The 20,662-nt window shown below is 66.2% G+C and carries 13 protein-coding genes and 3 pseudogenes; 10 read left to right on the top strand and 6 right to left on the bottom strand.

Features of this window, described 5'->3' with window-relative positions:
- Nucleotide 1: 1 nt before the first annotated feature.
- From NMQ03_RS17815 to NMQ03_RS17795, 5 genes and pseudogenes are all read left to right on the top strand, one after another.
- Nucleotides 2–2,836, top strand: a complete 2,835-nt coding sequence (locus NMQ03_RS17815) for a molybdopterin-dependent oxidoreductase (RefSeq protein ID WP_255173283.1) — start codon at nucleotides 2–4, stop codon at nucleotides 2,834–2,836.
- An 89-nt stretch (nucleotides 2,837–2,925) separates the two neighbouring features.
- A complete protein-coding gene (locus NMQ03_RS17810) occupies nucleotides 2,926–3,906 on the top strand; it encodes an aldo/keto reductase (protein WP_255173282.1) in 981 nt (326 codons plus the stop codon).
- Between the two features lie 343 nt (nucleotides 3,907–4,249).
- Nucleotides 4,250–4,687: a hypothetical protein gene (locus NMQ03_RS17805; RefSeq protein ID WP_255173281.1), complete on the top strand. Its 438-nt coding sequence runs from the start codon at nucleotides 4,250–4,252 to the stop codon at nucleotides 4,685–4,687.
- Nucleotides 4,684–5,334 (top strand): uracil-DNA glycosylase, encoded by a 651-nt coding sequence (locus tag NMQ03_RS17800; RefSeq protein WP_255173280.1) that lies wholly within the window; start codon nucleotides 4,684–4,686, stop codon nucleotides 5,332–5,334. Before NMQ03_RS17805 ends, NMQ03_RS17800 begins: the two co-directional genes overlap by 4 nt.
- Before the next feature lie 54 nt (nucleotides 5,335–5,388).
- Nucleotides 5,389–6,902, top strand: a pseudogene (locus NMQ03_RS17795) (DUF222 domain-containing protein).
- Nucleotides 6,903–6,914: 12 nt separating this feature from the next.
- Here the strand turns inward: NMQ03_RS17795 and nboR are convergent.
- Nucleotides 6,915–7,556: a nicotine blue oxidoreductase gene (gene nboR / locus NMQ03_RS17790; RefSeq protein WP_255173279.1), complete on the bottom strand. Its 642-nt coding sequence runs from the start codon at nucleotides 7,554–7,556 to the stop codon at nucleotides 6,915–6,917.
- Between the two features lie 24 nt (nucleotides 7,557–7,580).
- Nucleotides 7,581–10,329, bottom strand: a pseudogene (gene aceE / locus NMQ03_RS17785) (pyruvate dehydrogenase (acetyl-transferring), homodimeric type).
- A gap of 310 nt (nucleotides 10,330–10,639) precedes the next feature.
- Here aceE and NMQ03_RS17780 point away from each other — a divergent pair.
- From NMQ03_RS17780 to NMQ03_RS17770, 3 genes are read left to right on the top strand one after another with little or no spacing between them, the layout of a single operon-like run.
- On the top strand, nucleotides 10,640–12,208 hold the full coding sequence (locus tag NMQ03_RS17780) for an NCS1 family nucleobase:cation symporter-1 (protein WP_255173278.1): 1,569 nt from the start codon (nucleotides 10,640–10,642) through the stop codon (nucleotides 12,206–12,208).
- Nucleotides 12,209–12,232: 24 nt separating this feature from the next.
- A complete protein-coding gene (locus NMQ03_RS17775) occupies nucleotides 12,233–12,976 on the top strand; it encodes an aspartate/glutamate racemase family protein (RefSeq protein WP_255173277.1) in 744 nt (247 codons plus the stop codon).
- Between the two features lie 14 nt (nucleotides 12,977–12,990).
- A complete protein-coding gene (locus NMQ03_RS17770) occupies nucleotides 12,991–13,752 on the top strand; it encodes an SDR family oxidoreductase (protein WP_255173276.1) in 762 nt (253 codons plus the stop codon).
- A 22-nt stretch (nucleotides 13,753–13,774) separates the two neighbouring features.
- Here NMQ03_RS17770 and NMQ03_RS17765 read toward each other — a convergent pair whose 3' ends face one another.
- The 3 genes and pseudogenes from NMQ03_RS17765 to NMQ03_RS17755 all read right to left on the bottom strand — a co-directional run bounded on the left by NMQ03_RS17765 (nucleotide 13,775) and on the right by NMQ03_RS17755 (nucleotide 16,887).
- Complete coding sequence (locus NMQ03_RS17765; RefSeq protein ID WP_255173275.1) at nucleotides 13,775–14,152, bottom strand: sterol carrier family protein; 378 nt, start codon at nucleotides 14,150–14,152, stop codon at nucleotides 13,775–13,777.
- Nucleotides 14,153–14,190: 38 nt separating this feature from the next.
- Nucleotides 14,191–15,207 carry an asparaginase gene (locus NMQ03_RS17760; protein WP_255173274.1) on the bottom strand — a complete coding sequence of 339 codons (1,017 nt, stop codon included), beginning with the start codon at nucleotides 15,205–15,207 and terminating at the stop codon, nucleotides 14,191–14,193.
- Between the two features lie 95 nt (nucleotides 15,208–15,302).
- A pseudogene (locus NMQ03_RS17755) lies at nucleotides 15,303–16,887 on the bottom strand (molybdopterin-dependent oxidoreductase).
- Between the two features lie 95 nt (nucleotides 16,888–16,982).
- Here NMQ03_RS17755 and purD point away from each other — a divergent pair.
- Together purD and NMQ03_RS17745 are read left to right on the top strand one after the other, a co-directional pair.
- Nucleotides 16,983–18,299 carry a phosphoribosylamine--glycine ligase gene (gene purD, locus NMQ03_RS17750; protein WP_255175660.1) on the top strand — a complete coding sequence of 439 codons (1,317 nt, stop codon included), beginning with the start codon at nucleotides 16,983–16,985 and terminating at the stop codon, nucleotides 18,297–18,299.
- A 1-nt stretch (nucleotide 18,300) separates the two neighbouring features.
- Nucleotides 18,301–19,236 (top strand): phosphoribosylaminoimidazolesuccinocarboxamide synthase, encoded by a 936-nt coding sequence (locus tag NMQ03_RS17745; protein WP_224027039.1) that lies wholly within the window; start codon nucleotides 18,301–18,303, stop codon nucleotides 19,234–19,236.
- A gap of 87 nt (nucleotides 19,237–19,323) precedes the next feature.
- On the opposite strand, the gene NMQ03_RS17740 is transcribed toward NMQ03_RS17745, so the two are convergent.
- Nucleotides 19,324–20,589: a helix-turn-helix transcriptional regulator gene (locus NMQ03_RS17740; RefSeq protein ID WP_255173273.1), complete on the bottom strand. Its 1,266-nt coding sequence runs from the start codon at nucleotides 20,587–20,589 to the stop codon at nucleotides 19,324–19,326.
- Nucleotides 20,590–20,662: the final 73 nt, after the last annotated feature.

Genomic DNA, 20,662 nt, shown 5'->3' with positions numbered 1-20,662 from the left:
CATGGCCATCGAGATCAACGGAACCCCCGCCGGCGCGGACCCGCGCCCAGGGCAATGCCTGCGGACGTTCCTGCGCGAGCAGGGCAACACGGGTGTGAAGAAGGGATGCGACGGCGGAGACTGCGGTGCCTGCACCGTGCACGTGGACGGGACGCCGGTCCACAGCTGCATCTATCCGGCAGTCCGCGCGGAGGGCCACGCGGTCACCACCATCGAGGGGCTGGCAGCCGCTTCTGGTGGTCCCGAGGGGCAGCTGCATCCGGTCCAGCAGCAGTTCATGGAACGCCAGGGCTTCCAGTGCGGCTTCTGCACGGCGGGCATGGTGATGACGGCCGCCACGTTCGACGACGACCAACGGGAGAACCTGCCCCGCAACCTGAAGGGCAACCTCTGCCGCTGCACCGGCTACCGCGCCATCGCCGATGCGGTCTGCGGCAACCCCGGCCACCCCGATCCCCAGGGGCCGGGGTCCGGCATCGCGGGGGAGGGGCAGCCTGAGCCGGAGCCGGGCCGTTTGGGCGACGACGTTCCGGCGCCTGCCAGCAGGGCAGTGGTCACCGGCGCCGCCCGTTACACCCTGGATCTCCCGGGTGACCAGCAGCGGGCACTGCTGCACCTTAAAATCCTGCGCTCGCCGCACGCGCACGCCCGGGTGGTGTCCATTGATACCGATGCTGCCCTGAAGATTCCGGGGGTGGTGGCGGTCTTCACCCATGAGGACGCGCCGGAGCAGCTGTTCTCCACGGCCCAGCACGAGCTCTTCACCGACGACCCGGACGATACGCGGGTGCTCGATGACGTGGTGCGCTTCATTGGCCAGCGGGTGGCCGCCGTCGTCGCCGAGTCGGTCTCGGCGGCAGAAGCCGGAGTGCGGGCGCTCCAGGTGGAATACCAGGAACTGCCCGCCGTCTTCTCGCCGCAGGAGGCCCTGCGTCCCGGCGCGCCGCTGGTCCACGGGGACAAGGATGCCGCCCGCTCCCGCATCTCGCGGCCGGACGGCAACGTGGTCGCTGAGTTGCACTCCGAGCTGGGGAGCGTGGCTGACGGCTTCGCCGCCGCCGACTTTATCCACGAACAGACCTACCAAACCCAGCGGGTGCAGCACGTGGCGCTGGAAACGCACGCTGCCATCGCTTCGGTGGACGCCGAAGGGCGGCTGCAGGTCCGCACCTCCAGCCAGGTCCCCTTCCTGGTCCGCCGGACCCTGTGCCGGGTATTCGGTTTGCCGGAAGACAAAGTGCATGTGGTGGTAAGCCGTGTCGGCGGTGGATTTGGCGGCAAGCAGGAAGTCCTTACCGAGGACCTCGTGGCGCTCGCGGCCCTGAAGCTGCAGCGGCCGGTCCAGCTGGAACTGACCCGCACCGAACAGTTCACCGCCACCACTACCCGGCACCCGTTCACCATCAAGCTGAAGGCGGGTGCCGGCAGGGAAGGGCGGCTGACCGCGCTCGAGCTGGACGTCGTGACCAACACCGGCGCCTACGGCAACCACGGGCCCGGCGTCATGTTCCACGGCTGCGGCGAATCCCTGGCCGTATACAACTGCGCCAACAAGAAAGTGGACGCGCATTCGGTCTACACCAACACCGTGCCGTCCGGTGCGTTCCGCGGGTACGGGCTGAGCCAGATGATCTTCGCCGTCGAGTCCGCCATGGACGAGCTGGCCGCCGGGATCGGCATGGACCCGCTGGAGTTCCGCCGACGCAACATGGTCCGCGAGGGCGACCACATGCTGTCCACCCAGCCGGATCCGGAGGAGGACGTCCACTACGGCAGCTACGGCCTGGACCAGTGCCTGGACCTGGTCCGGGATGCCCTGGACCGCGGCAAGGCCCGGTACCGGGATGCAGGCCTGGACGATCTTGGCCCCGACTGGATGGTGGGTGAAGGCGCCGCCCTGTCCATGATCGATACCGTCCCGCCGCGCGGCCACTTTGCCCACTCCCACGTCCGGCTCCTGCCGGACGGGACGTACCAGGCCGACGTCGGGACCGCCGAGTTCGGCAACGGCACCACCACCGTGCACGCCCAGCTGGCAGCCACTGCGCTCTCCACCGAGGCATCCAGGGTGGTGGTGCGGCAGTCCGACACCGACCTGGTGGAGCACGATACCGGTGCGTTCGGCTCCGCCGGTACCGTGGTGGTAAGCAAGGCGACCCTGGCAGCCGCGGAAGAGCTGGCTGTCCGGATCCGCGCCTTTGCTGCCGGGATCCGGCAGACCCAGGCATCCGCCTGCGTTCTCGACGGTGACGTCGTGGTGGTCGACGGAACCCCCGTGGCACTGGCTGAACTCGCGCAGGCTGCCGCGGATGCCGGCGTCGAACTTGCCGCCGAGGGCCGCTGGGGCGGTACGCCGCGCTCCGTCGCGTTCAACGTGCACGGCTTCCGGGTGGCCGTGAACCGGGGCACCGGCGAGCTGAAGATCCTGCAAAGCGTGCAGGCAGCGGACGCCGGCGTGGTGGTCAACCCGCGGCAGTGCCGCGGACAGATCGAGGGCGGAATCGCCCAGGCCCTGGGTGCCACGCTGTATGAGGAAGTGGTGGTGGACGACGCCGGAAAGGTCACCACGGACATCCTGCGGCAGTACCACGTCCCTACGTTCGCGGACGTGCCGCGCAGCGAGGTGTACTTCGCGGACACGAACGACAGGATGGGGCCGCTGGGGGCGAAATCCATGAGCGAAAGCCCGTTCAATCCCGTGGCTCCGGCGCTCGCCAACGCCATCCGCAATGCCACCGGGGTGCGCTTCGCGTCCCTGCCCATTGCCCGGGACCGGATCTACCTGGGGCTGAAGGAAGCGGGGCTGGTGCCCGGGCTGGAGCAGGTTCCTGCATAGACCACGCCGGGGGCCACGTACGGCTCCCGGGGTGGGGCCCGGGCGGGGCGGATCTGACCCCGGGTTGCATCGTTGCATATAGTCGGGGGATGGAACAGCGGATTTTAGGCAAGACCGGACGGAATGTGTCCATTGTGGGCCTCGGCACGTGGCAGCTCGGCGCGGACTGGGGCAACGTGGACCCGGCGCAGGCACAGGCGATCCTCGCGGCTTCCGTGGAAGCGGGAGTCACCTTCTTTGACACCGCGGACGTCTACGGTGACGGACGCAGTGAGCAGGCCATCGGGAAGTTCCTCGCGGACAACCCCGGCCTCGGGGTCACCGTGGCCACCAAGATGGGCCGCCGGATGGAACAGCGGCCGGAAAACTACACGCTGGCCAACTTCCGCCAGTGGGTGGACCGTTCCAGGAAGAACCTGGGAACGGACACGCTGGACCTGGTTCAGCTGCACTGCCCGCCCACGCCCGTTTACAGCAACAACGAGGTTTACGACGCGCTGGACACCCTGGTGTCCGAGGGCGCCATCCGCAACTACGGCGTGTCCGTGGAACGGACGGACGAAGCCCTGGAAGCGATCCGCCACGAGGGAACCGCTTCCGTCCAGATCATCCTGAACGCCTTCCGGCTCAAGCCCCTGGACGAAGTCCTGCCGGCCGCCAAAGCCGCAGGCGTAGGCATCATTGCCCGCGTTCCATTGGCATCGGGCCTGCTGTCCGGCAAGTACTCCAAGGACACCACGTTCGCGGAGAACGACCACCGGAACTACAACCGCAAGGGCGACGCCTTCGACGTCGGGGAAACCTTCTCCGGCGTGGACTACGAGCTGGGCCTGAAAGCTGTGAAGGAGTTCGAGCAGCTGGTGCCGGAGGGCGCCACCACCGCCCAGGCCGCCATCGCCTGGATCGCGGCGCAGGACGGGGTCAGCACCGTGATTCCCGGCGCCCGCAACGTGGAACAGGCCCGTGCCAACGCCGCCGCGGCTGCCGTCAGCATCGGCAAAGAGTTCGACGACGGCGTCCGCTGGATCTACGACCACTACTTCCGCGAGGCCATCCACCCGCGCTGGTAGGAGAGCCCAAAGGGCAACACGAGTCTGCGGCATGGAGGTGTGGCGGTGACCAAACGGTCTGATTACAGGGCGGTGCTGGCATCCCTCCCCGCCGGGCAATGGCTGGCCTATCTCGATGCTGAGTCAGGACTGCCCGGTCCCCGCGGCAACATTGAGCTGGCAGAGGCTTTTGCCGATGTGGCGGACCCCGGTTTGATAGAGGTCTGTGTGGAGAGTCCGGACGAATACCGGGCCATGTGCGGTGCCGTGGGCCTTGGCCGATTGCTTGTTGAGGGCGGGGGCGGCGGAGACATTACGGGGCCTTGCTGCGGACAATCGCTGGCGGGTCCGCGAAGGTGTTGCCATGGCACTGCAGAGGCTCGGTGATGCGGTCATGCCGGCATTGTGGACCCTGGCTGTGGAGTGGCTCGGTGATGGACCCCTGGTGCAGCGCGCCGTGGCTGCCGGAATCTGTGAACCCCGGCTGCTGCGCACCCCCGAGGATGCAGGAAGGGCGGTAGACGTCCTGGACAAGATCACCGCCGCCGTTGCGGGAACCGATCCCGGCTTGCGGCGAACTGAGGAATTCCGCGTGCTGCGCCACGGGCTCGGATACTGCTGGAGCGTGGCCGTCGCGGCCGCTCCGGACAAGGGATTCGGGTACCTGGAGAAATGGGCCGTGAGCCAAGACAAGGACGTTCGCTGGATCCTGCGCGAGAACCTTAAGAAGGCGCGCCTCGCGAGAGCTGACCAGGCTGCGTGCGAACGCTTGGCCGCACGCCTGGAAGAACCGGGCGAATGAGTGCTCCTGCCATCGCGGCATTCGTTGAGCAGCTTGCAGTCGTTGACACGGGTGCTGCGGCCAACAATTTCTTCAACCACGCCGTTCCGGAGAATGCGCTCCGCCGCCGTAACCTGGAGATCTACCTGCAGGAGATGCTGGACCGCCGGCCCAAGGTACTGCTGGTGGGCGAGGCGCCGGGCTTCAGGGGCATGCGTATCACCGGAGTGCCCTTCACCAACAGGGTCATCCTCGGAGGGCCCGCCAACAGCTTCGGGCTTTTCGGTCCCGGCAAGGGTTACGTGCTGCCGCCCGAAGCCGCGGGGGTTGCCGCGGAGCCCACCGCTACCGTGCTCTGGCAAGTCCTGGAAGAAGTGGATTTCCTTCCGCTGCTGTGGAGTGCCTTTCCCTGGCACACGCATCAACCAGGCAGGCCCTTGTCCAACCGCACGCCCAGGCCCTCCGAGACCAAGCTCGGCACGCCTTTTTGGCAGGAGCTTTCGGAACTGTTCGGCATCAGTACCATCGTGGCGGTGGGCAATGTGGCCCAGCACAGCCTGCAACGCAGCGGCCTTGACGTACCGAAGATCCGGCATCCCGCCCACGGCGGCAGGTCCGGCTTCAAACAGGGGCTGGAGCAGTTGCTGGAGCATGGGATGCTTACCTGAGCTGAATTCCCCTTATGGATCCTGATTGTCAGACCCCCTTGTCATGATGGGTTTATGGGGAAGGCAGCGGTGGTGAGGGCTTTTGGGGAAATTCGTGCTGCCCTTGCCGTGCTGAATGCAGAGGTTGGTGCCGTGGTTGATGGGGCCGGTGCGGTGCCGTTTTCTGCGGCTGACCCTCTTGCTGGTTTGGCGGAGGGTTGCCTGGACATTCTGGCCGGGTCCCGGGAGGTGGAGGCCGGGATTGCTGCGGTGAAGGCCAGGGCCGCTGTGAAGTACGCGGAGAGCGCCGCGGCTGTTGCGGGCCCGGATGTTCCGGTGCAGGCACAGGAGATGGCGGTCGCGGCGGAGATCGGGTGTGTGCTGGCTCTGGGTCCGCGGGCGGCGGGTTCGTTCCTGGCCACCTCGCACGCTGTCACGGCGACGTTGCCGCGGACGTTGGAGGCTTTGCAGGCCGGGGTGATCTCCTGGCAGCACGCGGTGGTGATGGCGGACGAGACAGCGTGTCTGGATGCTGTTGGGGCGGCGGCGTTGGAAGCCCATTTCCTGGACCCGGACGCACCGGACCCGGCACGGGGGTGCCCGGTGGGGCAGCTCCCGGCGCACCGGTTCAAAGCCAAGGCCCGCACCTGGCAGGAACGCCACCAGGCCGGGTCCATCGAACAACGCCACGCCAAAGGGGTCGCGGACCGGCGGGTGGAGTTCCGGCCGGACCAGGACGGGATGGCCTGGCTGTCCGCGTACCTGCCGGCGGACCAGGCCCAGGCCGGGTGGAACCGGCTCACCGCGTCCGCCCGGGCCCTGCAGGGACCCGATGAAGGCCGCACCATGACCCAGCTGCGTGCGGACACCTTCGCCAACGCGATCCTCACCAACGGCACACCAAACCAGAGCGACACCCGCGGCAGTGGCAGCACCAGCGGCAGCTTCACCGACGGTGCGGGTGCCGCCCGGGACCGGGTGCAGGCGCCGATCCGGGCGCAGGTGCTGGTTACCGTCCCGGTGTTCTCCCTGATGGGCCTGACCGACGAGGCGGCGATGCTGGACGGGTACGGCCCCATCCCCCGTCAATGGCCCGGGCACTCGTGGCCTCCGGTGCGGGGTCGTTCTACCGGGTGCTGGTGGACCCGAGGGACGGGGCACCATTGGAAATCGGCCGGACAAGCTACCGGGTCACCGGGGCCATGCGGGCGTGGCTGCGGATGCGGGACGGGAAGTGCCCGTTCCCGGGCTGCAGCAACAACTCCCTGGACCACGACGCCGACCACATCCTCGCCTGGCACAAGGGCGGCACCACCGGAATCAGCAACCTGGGACAGCCCTGCCCCAAACACCACAAACTCCGCCACACCACGGCCTGGAAACCCACACCCGCCACCAAGAACGAACCATCCGGCTGGACCTCACCCACCGGCCGCCACTACCAAAGCGAACACCAGGACTGGGAACCACCACGCTGGCCGGACCGAAAGTGGCTGGCCGGAAAGTGGCCGGGCAGCATGGACCTCGTTCGGCATGGCACCTCTCCTTGGGAGGATGCCCTTGACCGGTTCCTGCGCACTCACGCCTGACCAGCTTCGGTGCTACTGGAGAAGGCCGAGCTGGTCCGGCGTATCCACGTCCTCTCCGGTGGACTGATCGCTGCAATCCACCTCGTCCACAAGGTCCGGGTGGCTGCGCAGGAAGCCGCGGGCCCCGGCGTCACCCGTCACCGTTGCGCAAACAGCTTCGCGGAGGGAGGTGTCGATGAGCAGGGGGTGCCCGCGGCGGAGTGCCGCCTGACCGCCGTCGTTGGAATCACGACGGCGGTACGCGGCCGCGGTGACCCGCCCAGGGCGGTGGGAGGACAACAGGCGGTGCACGGATTCCGGCGTCAGGCCCGGCTGGTCCACCAACGCGATCAGAAGGTGGTCTGTCGGGTCCGCGGACTGGGTGCCGAGCAGGAAGGAACTTCCCATTCCTGACGCCCATTCAGGGTTGGTCAGCACGCGGCAGCCGTCCAGCCTGGCGGCAGCTTCAACCTGGGCCGCGCCTGCACCGAGGACCACCACCACCTCCCGGCAGCCGCCGGCGAGCAGTGCTCCGGCAATAGCCTCCACCAGCGGTCGCCCCCGGTACGGAAGCAAGGCCTTTGGGCCCAAACCCAGGCGTGTGCCTGCACCTGCGGCCAGCACCACCCCGGTGGTCCTCATCCCCGCTGAACCGGTCCCGTCACTTTCACCCATAGCTGCACCCTATGGGAGCAATGCTCAGGCGTCGCCTCCCGCCCCACCGGTGGTGCCGGCATTGACATCCAGCAGCTTGTAGCGGTCCATTGCGTACGACGGCGCGCCCTCCTCCACGTCGCCCCTCGCCGCGAGCATCTGCAGGACTTTCACCACGATGGAGTGGGTGTCGTTCTTGAAGAAGCGGCGGGCTGCTGCGCGGGTGTCGGAGAAGCCGAAGCCGTCGGCGCCGAGGGTGGCGTATTCGTTGGGGACGAATTGCCGGATCTGGTCCGGGACGGCTTTCATGTAGTCGGAGACGGCGACGATGGGGCCGGTGGCGCCTTCGAGTTGCTGGGTGACGAATGGGACGCGGGCGGGCTGGCCGGGGTTGAGGAAGGCTTCCTCTTCGGCGGCGAGGCCGTCGCGGCGCAGTTCGTTCCAGGAGGTCACGGACCAGACGTCGGCGGAGACGTTCCAGTCATCGGCCAGCACGCGCTGGGCCTCGATGGCCCAGGGCACGGAGACGCCGGAGGCAAGGATCTGGGTGCGGGGACCGTCGATCTTGGCCGGGGCGAGCAGGTAGATGCCGCCCAGCACACCCTGCACGTCGAGGTCCTCGGGCTCGGCCTGAACGATCGGTTCGTTGTAGACGGTGAGGTAGTACATGACGTTCTTGTCGCCCCTGTGTCCCCCGGACTCTTCCCCGTACATCCGTTCCAGGCCGGAGCGGACGATGTGTGCGATTTCGTAGCCGTAGGCGGGGTCGTAGGTGAGGACGGCGGGGTTGGTGGAGGCGAGTAGGGGGAGTGTCCGTCGGCGTGCTGGAGGCCTTCGCCGGTGAGGGTGGTCCGTCCTGCGGTGGCGCCGATGATGAAGCCGCGGGTCATCTGGTCGCCGGCGGCCCAGAAGGCGTCGCCGGTGCGCTGGAAGCCGAACATGGAGTAGAACACGTAGACCGGGACCAGGGGTACGCCGTGGGTGGCGTAGGAGGTTCCGGCGGCGGTGAATGCTGCCACGGCGCCGGCTTCGTTGATGCCGGGGTGGATCAGTTGCCCTGCGGGGGATTCCTTGTAGGCCAGGACCAGGTCCCGGTCCACCGACAGATAGTTCTGCCCGGCCGGGCTGTAGATCTTGGCGGTCGGGAAGAACGCATCCATGCCGAAGGTGCGTGACTCATCCGGCACGATGGGCACAATCCGGTTCCCGAACTTTTTGTCGCGCAGCAAATCCTTGAGCAGGCGCACGAACGCCATGGTGGTCGCGGCCATCTGTTTGCCTGAACCGCGCTTGGCCACCTCGTAGGACTTAGCGTCGGGAAGGTCAACTGCCTGGTGTTCGCCGCGGCGTTCGGGAACAGAACCGCCCAGCGCCCTCCGCCGGTCAAGGAGGTAGGCAATCTCGGGCGCATCAAAACCCGGGTGGTAATAGGGAGGACGGTACGGGTCGGCGTCGAGTTGTTCATCCGAAATGGGAATGCGCAGGTAATCCCTGAAGTCCTTGAGATCCTCAACCGTCAGTTTCTTCATTTGGTGCGTGGCATTCCTGCCTTCAAACCTGGGGCCCAGGCCGTAGCCCTTGACGGTGTGGGCGAGGATGACGGTGGGTTTGCCCTTGAATTCGGTGGCGGCCTTGTAGGCGGCGTAGACCTTGCGGTAGTCGTGGCCGCCGCGCTTGAGGTTCCAGATCTGGTCATCGGTGAGGTCCGCGACGAGGTCCTTGGTCTGCGGGGTCTTGCCGAAGAAGTGTTCGCGGACGAACCCGCCGGACTCGGCCTTGTAGGTCTGGTAGTCCCCGTCGACGGTTTCGTTCATGATCTTCACCAGGGACCCGTCGGTGTCGCGGGTGAGCAGGTCATCCCACTCCCGGCCCCAGACGACCTTGATCACGTTCCAGCCCGCGCCGCGGAAGAACGCTTCGAGTTCCTGCATGATCTTGCCGTTGCCGCGCACCGGGCCGTCCAGGCGCTGGAGGTTGCAGTTGATCACGAAGTTCAGGTTGTCCAGGTTCTCGTTCGCTGCCAGCTGCAGCAGGCCCCGGGACTCGGGCTCGTCCATTTCACCGTCGCCCAGGAACGCCCAGACCTGCTGGTCCGAGGTGTCCTTCAGGCCCCGGTTGTGCAGGTAGCGGTTGTTCTGGGCCTGGTAGATCGCGTTCATCGGCCCGATGCCCATGGACACCGTGGGGAATTCCCAGAAGTGCGGCATCAGGCGCGGGTGCGGGTAGGAGGACAGGGCGTGGCCCTCGCGGGACTTTTCCTGCCGGAACCCGTCCAGGTCCTCCTCGGACAGGCGTCCTTCCATGAATGCCCGGGCGTACATGCCGGGGAGGCGTGGCCCTGGAAAAAGACCTGGTCCCCGCCGCCGGGGTGGTCCTTGCCGCGGAAGAAGTGGTTGAACCCGACCTCGTACAGGGTCGCGGCCCCGGCGTAGGTGGAGATGTGCCCGCCGACCCCGATATCGGGCCGCTGCGCCCGGTGCACCATGACCGCGGCGTTCCACCGCATGTACGCCCGGTACCGGCGCTCGAACTCCTCGTTGCCCGGGAACGCAGCTTCCTGGTCCACCGGGATCGTGTTCACGTAATCGGTGGTGGTCACCATCGGCACCCCCACGCTCTGCGCGCCGGCGCGCTGCAGCAGGCTCCGCATGATGTATTGGGCACGCTCGGTGCCCTGTTCCCTGATCAACGCGTCCAGGGACTCAACCCACTCGGCAGTCTCTTCCGGATCACGATCAGGCAGCTGGTTAGTCAACCCGCTGAGGATATGGGAGGTATCTTCTCCTGCAGCCACGGCAGCCTCTTTTCGTCTTTGAATGCGTTAGGCACTGTTTTCGTAATGTGAGAAAACATTATTGCTAGATGAGATTAGTGGGAGGCTGCCGGTCGGTCAACGTGATGGGTGCCACCAAACCGATGATTGCCGCGCGCGCCCCTGAAGGAACGCATTGTGACCGTTTGAATACGACGGCAACACTTGACCGGCAGTGACCCAGGTCATACTCTTATTTCACTATTCAATATCTCGTTTCCGCAATGTGGAATAACAGAAACGACCCAGGTCGGCCTCACCACGCGGAAAACTCCAAAGAATTGAGACCCCTATGCAAACCCCTCCCACGGCGGGCGTTGATGCGGAGCAGGGCGTGACAGTGCCGTCCGCTCCTGCAGGACATCCCTCCGGCAGCGTTAAAGCCCTCTGCGAATCAGCCAGCGCCGCCTCTGGCACGGCCATCAGCCCTTCCCTGTATAACTCCGATCTTGCCCCCACCAAGCGCGCCGGCCGCAGCTGGACCAGCTACAGCATCTTCACCCTCTGGGCGAATGACGTGCACAGCCTGGGCAACTACGCTTTTGCCATTGGACTGTTCGCCTTGGGACTGGGTGGGTGGCAGATCCTCATGGCGCTCGGCATCGGGGCGGCGCTGCTGTTCGGACTCCTGACGCTTTCCGGATTCATGGGCGTCAAAACCGGTGTTCCCTTTCCGGTCATGAGCCGCATCAGCTTTGGTATCAGGGGAGCGCAGATTGCCAGCCTCCTCCGCGGTGCCGTGGCTGTGGCCTGGTTCGGCATCCAGACGTACCTCGCTTCCGTGGTGTTCCGCGTGATGCTCGTAGCCATGTTTCCTGCGTTGGCAGACTTGGACAAAGACTCCATCCTGGGCCTGTCCACGCTGGGCTGGATGGCATTCGTGACCCTCTGGGTGGTCCAGTTGGTGATCGTCAGCTTCGGGATGGAAATGATCCGCAAATACGAGGCCTTCGCCGGCCCCGTCATCCTTGCCACCATGGCCGCGATGGCCGTCTGGATCTTCGTGGAAGCAGGAGGAAGCATCGCCTGGTCCTCGGACAAGGCACTGGAAGGGCCGGAAATGTGGCTCACTATTTTCGCCGGCGGCGCCCTGTGGGTGTCCATCTACGGCACCTTCGTCCTGAACTTCTGCGACTTCACCCGCTCCGCGGTCTCGAAGAAGGCTGTAGTGCGCGGCAACTTCTGGGGCATTCCCATCAACATGCTGCTCTTTGGAGCCATTGTGGTGGTGATGGTAAGCGGCCAGTTCAAGATCAACGGCACCATCATTAAGAGCCCGTCGGATATCGTCCAGACCATCCCCAACACGCTGTTCCTGGTCCTGGCCTGCCTTGCCCTGCTGATCCTTACGATCGCAGTGAACCTGATGGCCAACTTCGTGGCCCCCGTGTATGCGCTGACCAACCTGTTCCCCAAACGGCTCAACTTCCGCAAGGCGGCGATGGTCTCCGCCACGATCGGCCTTCTCATCCTGCCCTGGAACCTCTACAACAACCCATTGGTCATTGTGTACTTCCTCGGCGGCCTCGGTGCGCTGCTCGGCCCGCTGTTCGGCGTCGTCATGGCTGATTACTGGCTGATCCGGCGTGGCATGGTCAACGTGCCGGAACTCTATACGGCGTCCCCGGACGGGGCGTACTTCTACAAGAAGGGCGTCAACCCCAGGGCGATCATCGCCATGGTTCCCGCTGCCGTCCTGGCCCTCCTGATCGCCTTCGTTCCGGGGCTGGCCGCCGCGGCGCCCTTCGCCTGGTTCTTTGCCGCCGGCATCGCCGCGACGCTCTACTTCTTCATCGCCGACCGCAACCAAAGACTCGTGGACCAAGACGGCGAGGCCATCGCCGTCGCCAGCACCCACTGAGCCCACCCCCTAAGGAACCACCCCATGCGCATACTCGTCGCAAACGTCAACACCACCGAGTCGATGACAGATTCGATTGCGGCCTCTGCACGCAGCGTGGCCGCTGCCGGGACGGAAATCGTCGGTATCACCCCGAGGTTTGGCGCGGACTCCTGCGAAGGAAACTTCGAAAGCTACCTGGCTGCCATCGCCGTCATGGATGCCGTCACTTCCTACCCGGAGCCGTTCGACGCCGTTATCCAGGCCGGCTACGGCGAACATGGCCGCGAAGGGCTGCAGGAGCTCCTGGACGTGCCGGTGGTGGACATCACGGAGGCCGCCGCCAGTACGGCCATGTTCCTGGGCCACAAGTACTCCGTGGTCACCACCCTGGACCGCACGGTTCCCCTCATTGAGGACCGGCTGAAGCTGGCCGGGCTGGACGCCAGGTGCGCGTCAGTCCGGGCCAGCGGCATGGCCGTGCTGGAGCTTGAGGAGGAGCCGGACCGCGCCGTGGAAGCCATCATTAACCAGGCCATGCTGGCGGTCACCCAGGACAAGGCCGAGGTCATTGTCCTGGGCTGCGGCGGCATGGCCGGGCTGGATGAACAGATCCGGCAGCGGGCCGGCGTTCCCGTGGTGGATGGAGTGGCCTCCGCGGTCACCATCGCTGAATCCCTGGTCCGGATGCGCCTGTCCACCTCCAAGGTGCGGACCTTCGCTGCCCCAAGGCCCAAGACCGTCATAGGCTGGCCACTGAACACGCCGGCCGTGCCGGCGCAGCTCTGAGCCAGGAGGACACCGTGAGCACCCCCCAGCAGGTCCGAAGAGTAGCCGTCGTCACCGGGGCCGGATCCGGCATCGGCCGGGAGGTCGCCCGGCAGATGCTGGCGGACGGCTACCGCGTGGCACTTGCCGGCCGCCGGGAGGCGCAGCTGAAGGAAACCGCGGACGGCAGCCCGGACGCGCTCGTGGTGCCCTGCGACGTCACCCGGCCCGACGACGTCGAACGGCTTTTCGAGGCGGCCCGGCAACAGTGGGGGCGGGTGGACGTGCTGTTCAATAACGCCGGTGTCTTTGGTCCGGCGGCCAGTGTGGACGAAATCAGCCTGGAGGACTGGAACGCAACGCTGGCCGTGAACCTCACCGGATCCATGCTGTGTGCGGCGGTCGCAGTCAGGGCCATGAAGGCCCAGGAGCCGCAGGGCGGGCGGATCATCAACAACGGGTCCATCTCGGCCCATTCGCCCCGGCCCCGGACCGTGGCGTACACCGTCACCAAGCACGCCATGACCGGGCTGACCAAGAGCATTGATCTGGACGGCCGCGGCTACGGCATCACGTGCGGACAGATCGATATCGGCAACACGGCCACGGAGATCATGGACACCATCGGCGTCGGCTCCGGGGCGCTGCAGGCGGACGGCAGCCGCAAGGTGGAACCGATGTTCCCGGTGGCGGACGCGGCGCGCGCGGTGCTGATGATGGCCAACATGCCGGCCTCGGCCAGCGTGGGCTCGCTCGTGGTCACCGCCGCGGGCATGCCCTTCATCGGACGCGGGTAGCCACCCCGCGGGCGGCGGCAGGTTAGAGGGGGAGCAGGGCCGAGAGGTCCGCACGCAGGCCGGACGCCGCCACCTTGTGGGCAGCGACGGCGTCCGCCCATGCCATCCTGCCGGTAACCATGGCAAGCCAGGTGGCGGCGTCGCACTCAATGACGTTGGGCGGGGTGCCGCGCGTATGCCGCGGGCCCTCCACGCACTGGGTGACGCCAAACGGCGGCACCCGCACTTCGACCGAGTTGCCCGGAGCCCGCGCCGTCAGCTCCTCCAGGGAGTACCGCACGGCAGTGGCCAGGACGGTCCGCGGCAGGGGAGCGCCCGACGGCGGCTGCGCACCTTCCAGCCATGCCTTCAGCGCTGCCTTGCCTTCCTGGACGTCAATACGACGGCGGGCTACGGCCATGCTCTCAGTCTTCCTTTCGCGTCGGGTGGAGAAGGGTGTCAGTCCAGGAGGGCCGAAACCGCCGGCCCCAACCGGATCTTGCCGACCGGCCGGCCGCCGCCCAGTACGGGTTCCACCACCTTCTCCAAGGCGCTGGCAACCCCCGGGATCTCCACGGCCCCGGCAGCGGCAAGCAAGGTCAGGGCCACCAGCGACGTCGCCCGGATGTTCCCGTCCAGGATTTTCACGGCGACCGAAACCCCCTGGGGCGTGGCCATGGCAAGGACACCCTCGGCCCCGATCTTGGCGATGACCTCCAGCTCGTCCATCACCACGGTGTTGGCTTCGCCGCGGCCCTGAACGGCCCACGGGTAATCGAGCATCGACGTGGCGATGGTGGCGGCCCTGGCGCTGAAGCTCTGGTCGCCCGGGGCCTTGGCCAGCTGTGAGTACGCCTGGGCCAGGCCCTTGAGGGAAACCGCCGCCACGGGGGCACCGCAGCCATCAATCCCCAGATGGGCGATCTTCTCGCCGGTGTATTCCTCGATGACGCTGCGAACCCGCTGCTGCAGCGGGTGGTTGGGCTCCAGGTAGCTGTGCGTGTCCCACCCGTTCTCGGTGCAGGCCCAGAGGAAAGCGGCGTGCTTTCCGGAACAGTTGTAGGCCAGCCGCGACTTCCCCTTCTCGGAGCGCACCAGCCAGTTCCGGGCCGTTTCGTCCTGCGGCCACGCTTCGGGGCACTGCAGCTGGTCTTCGCGGACGCCGGCCGCCTTGAGCATTCCCGCCACCACGTCCATGTGGTCCAGGGACCCTGTGTGGCTTCCGCACGCGATGGCCACCTGGGCGCCACGCAGCGGAACGCCGGACTGCATGGACGCCAGTGCCTGGAACGGTTTCAATGCGGACCGGGCGTAGATGGGCGTAGTGATGTCTCCCAGCTCGGTCACCACCGCGCCGTCGGCGGACAGGAGGACGGCGGAACCGATGTGCCGCGACTCCACAAAGCCGCTGCGTTCAATCACAGCCAGTTCGACGGCGGAGTCCACGGTAAAGGTTGCGTGCGGATTGTGCGGCATACGGCCAGTCTATGGGCCAGCCCCTACTGAACCGTGGTCATCTACTTGGGAGTGGCCAACTACTGAACCGTGACCTTCTACTGAACAGTCACCTTCTACTGAACAGTGACCATTACCGACTGCCAGCCTGAGGCGCCGTCGGGAACCGGATCGGCACGCTTGTCAGTCTGGACCTCACCGGTGCCGTCGGTCGCGCGGACCTTGATGTAGTGCGGGCCCGGCGTGGCATCCCACTCGTAGGACCACTGGCGCCAGGTGACGGTGGAGGCCTCGGTGGAAAGCGTGGCCTCCGCCCAGTCGCCGTTGTCGATCTGGATTTCCACCTTCGCGATGCCCCGCGTCTGGGCCCAGGCGGTACCACCCACGGCGACCTTCCCGGCAGGCACTTTCGCGAAGGACTTGGGCACGTCCACGCGGGCCATGGTCTTGATGGGACCCCGCTCTGACCAGCCACGCTCGGTCCAGTAGGCCTTGTTGTCCGCGAAACGGGTGACCTCCAGGTCCACCACCCACTTGGTGGCGGAGACGAAGCCGTAGAGCCCTGGAACCACCATCCGCACCGGGTAGCCGTGCTCCAGCGGCAGCGGTTCGCCGTTCATGCCGATAGCCAGCATGGCGTCCCTGTCATCCTGCAGGACCTCCAAGGGGGTGGAGGCGCTGAAACCGTCGATGGACTTTGACAGCACCATGTCGGCACCGTCCTTTGGCTTGGCGCGGGCAAGGACCTCGCGGATGGGAAGGCCCAACCATTTGGCGTTGCCGGCAAGGTTGCCGCCCACCGGGTTGGACACGCAGGTGAGGGTCACATGGGATTCGATCAGCTGCGCGTCCAGCAGGTCCTGAAAGGTCAGCGTGACCTCCTGCTCCACGAGGCCGTGCACGCGCAACTGCCAGTCATCAATGTTGATTTCCGGGACGCTCAGGGCAGTATCGATGCGGTAAAAGTCATTGTTGGGTGTCAGCCACGGCGTGACGCCCTGTACCGGGGACTGGACGCCGGTCGGCACGGGGGACGCCGCCTTTGCCTGCGCCGGCAGCGTGAGTGCATCGCGCGCCTTGGTGACATTACTGCGGGCCGCGCCCAGGAGCCGCCCGCCTGTGGCGGCGATGCCGGCGGCCACCGCGGTAACCCCGGCAGCAGCAAAGAAGCGCCGACGGTTGGTGCCGGCACCCTGCTGGGTGGCGTCGTCGTCGTCCGCCTGGTCCGCCGGCGCTTCAGGCCACGTCTTCAGCCCCCACAGCGGCACCATGGTAGGCGCAGGACCGCCAGGCCGCAACTGTTCCCAGAATGGACGGGATGGCGTCCGCGCCGCTGACGCCGGAGCGGGTCACCACGCAGGCCACGATCACGGCCCCCATGAACAGGACCCCCAGGACTCCCAGGGCCCACTTCCGGTAGGCCATCACGCCCAGGATGCAGGCCAGCACAGCGATGGTCAGGCCCATGCCCACGAACAGGGCGGCCTTGTCATTCGTACCAAAGGTGGCGATCGCAAAGTCCTTCATCCACGGCGGGGTGAAGTCGATGAACGTCGAGCCCAAGGCAAACAGGGGCGTTGCCCGGGCGGTGAAGAATGCGCCAATCAGCTCCGCAACGGCAAGTACGACGGCGGCCGCCACCACGCCTGCCAGTGCGGCCATGGGGGCGGGGCCCGTAATCCGGTTTCGAAGCTTTGTCATGAATATGGTTCGGAGCGGCGGGCGGCACGGATTGACCGGGCGGGGAAGGACACAGCTTAGGAGCGGAAAGGGTGCACAAAGTACCCTTGGACACTGTGAAGGTACTCGTCATTGGCCCCGGAGGCCGCGAACACGCCATTGTCCGCTCCCTGCTTGCCGACCCCAACGTGTCCGAAGTCCACGCGGCGCCCGGCAATGCCGGGATCAGCAAGCTGGTCCCCACACACAACATCAACGGCAATGATCCGGATGCGGTTGCGGAACTGGCCACCCGGCTGGCCGTGGACCTGGTGGTGGTGGGCCCGGAGGCTCCACTGGCCGCGGGTGTCTCCGACGCCGTTCGTGAAGCCGGTATCCCCGTCTTTGGACCCAGCAAGGCTGCTGCCCAACTGGAGGCCTCCAAAGCTTTCGCCAAAGAGGTCATGGCGGAGGCCGGCGTCCCCACTGCCATGGCCCTCGTGGCCACCAACGCCGAGGAAGCAGCGTCCGCCCTGGACACCTTTGGTGCCCCGTACGTGGTGAAGGACGACGGCCTGGCTGCCGGCAAGGGCGTAGTGGTCACCAGGAACCGTGACGAAGCCCTGGCCCACGCCCAGTCCTGCTTTGACGCCGGCGGCTCGGTGGTCATCGAGGAATTCCTGGACGGCCCCGAGGTTTCCCTCTTTGTCCTCTGCGACGGCCAGAACACCGTGGCGCTCTCGCCCGCCCAGGATTTCAAGCGCATCTTCGACAACGATGAAGGGCCCAATACCGGCGGCATGGGTGCCTACACCCCGCTCGAGTGGGCGCCCGAGGGCCTGGTGCAGGAAGTCCTCGAAAGGGTAGCCCAGCCCACGGTCAACGAAATGGCCCGCCGCGGAACCCCCTTCGTCGGCGTCCTGTTCGTCGGCCTGGCCCTCACCTCCCGTGGTACCCGGGTCATCGAATTCAACGTCCGCTTCGGCGACCCCGAGACGCAGGCAGTCCTCGCCCGGCTCAAGACCCCCCTCGGTGCGCTGCTGATGGCGGCCGCCAAGGGCGAACTGGACAAGGCAGAAGAGCTGCGGTGGGCCAAGGAAACCGCCGTCGCCGTCGTCATCGCCTCCGAAAACTATCCGGACAAGCCCCGCACGGGCGACCGCATCCGCGGCCTCAAGAAGGTGGAAGCCCTGGACGGCGTGCACGTCATCCACGCCGGAACCGCCCTGGACGCGGACGGCAAGGTGGTTTCCGCCGGCGGCCGCGTCCTGGCGGTCGTCGCCCTGGGCAGCGACCTGATGGAGGCGCGCGAACGGGCGTACGACGGCGTGGAGCTGGTTCAGCTGGAAGGCTCCCAGTTCCGCAGCGACATTGCCGGCAAGGCCGCCCGCGGCGAAATCAAGGTGCCCTACGGCGCCACGGGCTCGATGCCCATCGTGAAAGCAAAGGCCTGACATGACCACTCCCGAGAACCGCGGCTACGCCACCGACACCCTGGACCTGCCCGGCTGGAAGCACATATATTCCGGCAAGGTCCGCGACCTCTACGAGCCCGCCGACGAAGCCGTCCTTCAGCGGTTCGGGCAGGACTGCGTGCTGGTGGTGGCCAGCGACCGCATCAGCGCCTACGACCACGTGCTGTCCAGCGAAATCCCTGACAAGGGGCGCATCCTCACCCAGCTGAGCCTGTGGTGGTTCGACCAGCTTGGCGTTGAACACCACGTGCTCGGCTCCACCGTTGAGGACGGTGTTCCCGCCGAGGTTGAAGGCCGGGCCATGATCTGCAAAAAGCTGGACATGTTCCCGGTGGAGTGCATTGCCCGCGGCTACCTCACCGGTTCCGGGCTGGTGGAATACAAAGCGTCCGGAACGGTGTGCAACATTCCGCTGCCGGAGGGGCTGGTGGACGGATCCCGGCTGGAGCACGCGATCTTCACCCCGTCCGCCAAGGCCCTGATCGGCGAGCATGACGAGAACATCACCTACGACGCCGTGGTGGCCCTGGTGGGGGACGACATCGCCGGCCGCCTCAGCGAGCTGACCCTGAAGATCTACACGACGGCGGAAAAGATCGCCCGGGAGCGCGGCATCATCCTGGCGGACACCAAGGTTGAATTCGGGTACGACGCCGTCTCTGGCTCGATCACCCTTGGCGACGAGGTGCTGACCCCCGATTCCTCGCGCTTCTGGGACGCAGCCACCTACAAGCCGGGACAGGCCCAGCCGTCCTACGACAAGCAGTACGTGCGTGACTGGCTGACCTCGGCCGAATCCGGCTGGGACAAGTCATCCGACACCCCGCCGCCGGCCCTTCCGGCAGACGTGGTGGACCGAACCCGCAGCCGGTACGTCGAGGCGTACGAGAAGATCACCGGAAAGACCTTTTCCTAGGACGTAACCAAAAGCCAGGTGGGCCCGCCGTCCGCGGGCTTGCCTGGCTTTTCGGTTAACTGGCTTTCTGGTTAGCGGGCCCCGTGGTCAGCTGGCTTTGGAAGCCGCCGCCGCGCGTTTCTGCGCCAGTTTGATTTCGAGGATGGCATCCAGCGCCTGCTGCACCCGGTCCTGCGCGCCGGCGGCAATGAAGGCCTTTTGTGCCTCCTCAAGGTGCACCAGCGCTTCCTCCGTGTCGCCTGCGGCCTTGAGGGACTTGCCCAGGAGGAGAGAAACTTCACCCGCGGTGTGCTTGGCGAGCTCTGAATTCTCCGCGTGGATCGCCCGGAGTTTCTCGACGGCGGCGACAATGTCCCCGGTTAAGTAGAGCCATCGTGCGCGGATGAAGGCGACTTCGAGCTCATCGCTCTTGGTGCCGCTGACAATGGAGAACGCCAGCTCGGCGCGCTCGATCGCAGCCAGCGTTTCCGGTTCCACGATGCCTGAGGAAAGCCTGACCGCCGCAGAGGCCTTGTTGAACCGCGCCCACAACTCAATGTCATTGGCGGGGGAGAGCAGACGGGCCGCCCGCTCGTGGTGTTTCACGCCCTCGGTGTAGTCGTGGCGCATGAACGCCACATTGCCGACCACCCAAGCGACTTCTCCGGCCAGTTGCGTCATGGCGTCTTCATCGACTTGTCCAAGCAAATCCTGACAGTACTTCCAGGCATCGTCGAGGCGGCCACTTTCGGCCAAGGCGCCAATCAGTGCCCTGTAGGCGCCGACAGTGATAATTGAGCCCTTGGGCAATTGCTGCGCGACCTCTACGGCATCAGTGGCGAGATCGACGGCTGTGGTCAGCTGGCCCTGGCGCTGGTACACCACGGCCAGCATTTGGCGGGCACGCGCCCCCAGCCCCGCAGACTCCCGTGCCATCGGGTGTTCGAGAAGCCTCTCGGTCAACTGCCGGCACTCGAGCAGATCGCCATGTTTCAGCAGGCACTCCGCCTGCATGTAGCTCATGTTCCACCAGGCACTCGTGTTCCTGCCTTCGAGTGCTATTTGGGCGGCGGAGGCAGCGTGACTGGCCGCCAATGGGTAATCCCTTAGGTCCCAGGCCTGGCGGGCATACAGGCCCGCGAGAACATATTCAGCATCGCTGACGGAGATAGGTTGGCTCCACGCCTCGAGGGCCTTCGGCGCCAATTCGAGCCTCCGGGCTAATTCCTCAATGACCTCGGCCGTTGGCTCACGACGTCCGGTTTCGAGTAGGGAGATGTAGCTGGGTGAATAAAGGTCTTTGCCCAGCTCAGCCTGGGTCATGCCCCGCTCGAGCCGCTCCGCCCTGAGCTTTTCCCCGAATCCATTGCCCACGGGACTCCTCCTCTTCCGGACTACGTGCACGGGGGCTTGACAGCCCCTGTGGAAAACATTTTACAATGTGTGT

The organism is Arthrobacter sp. DNA4, assembly GCF_024362385.1.
GTDB lineage: Bacteria > Actinomycetota > Actinomycetes > Actinomycetales > Micrococcaceae > Arthrobacter.
The sequence above is the reverse complement of the archived record's forward strand: the minus strand, read 5'-3'. Positions and strand labels throughout refer to the sequence as shown.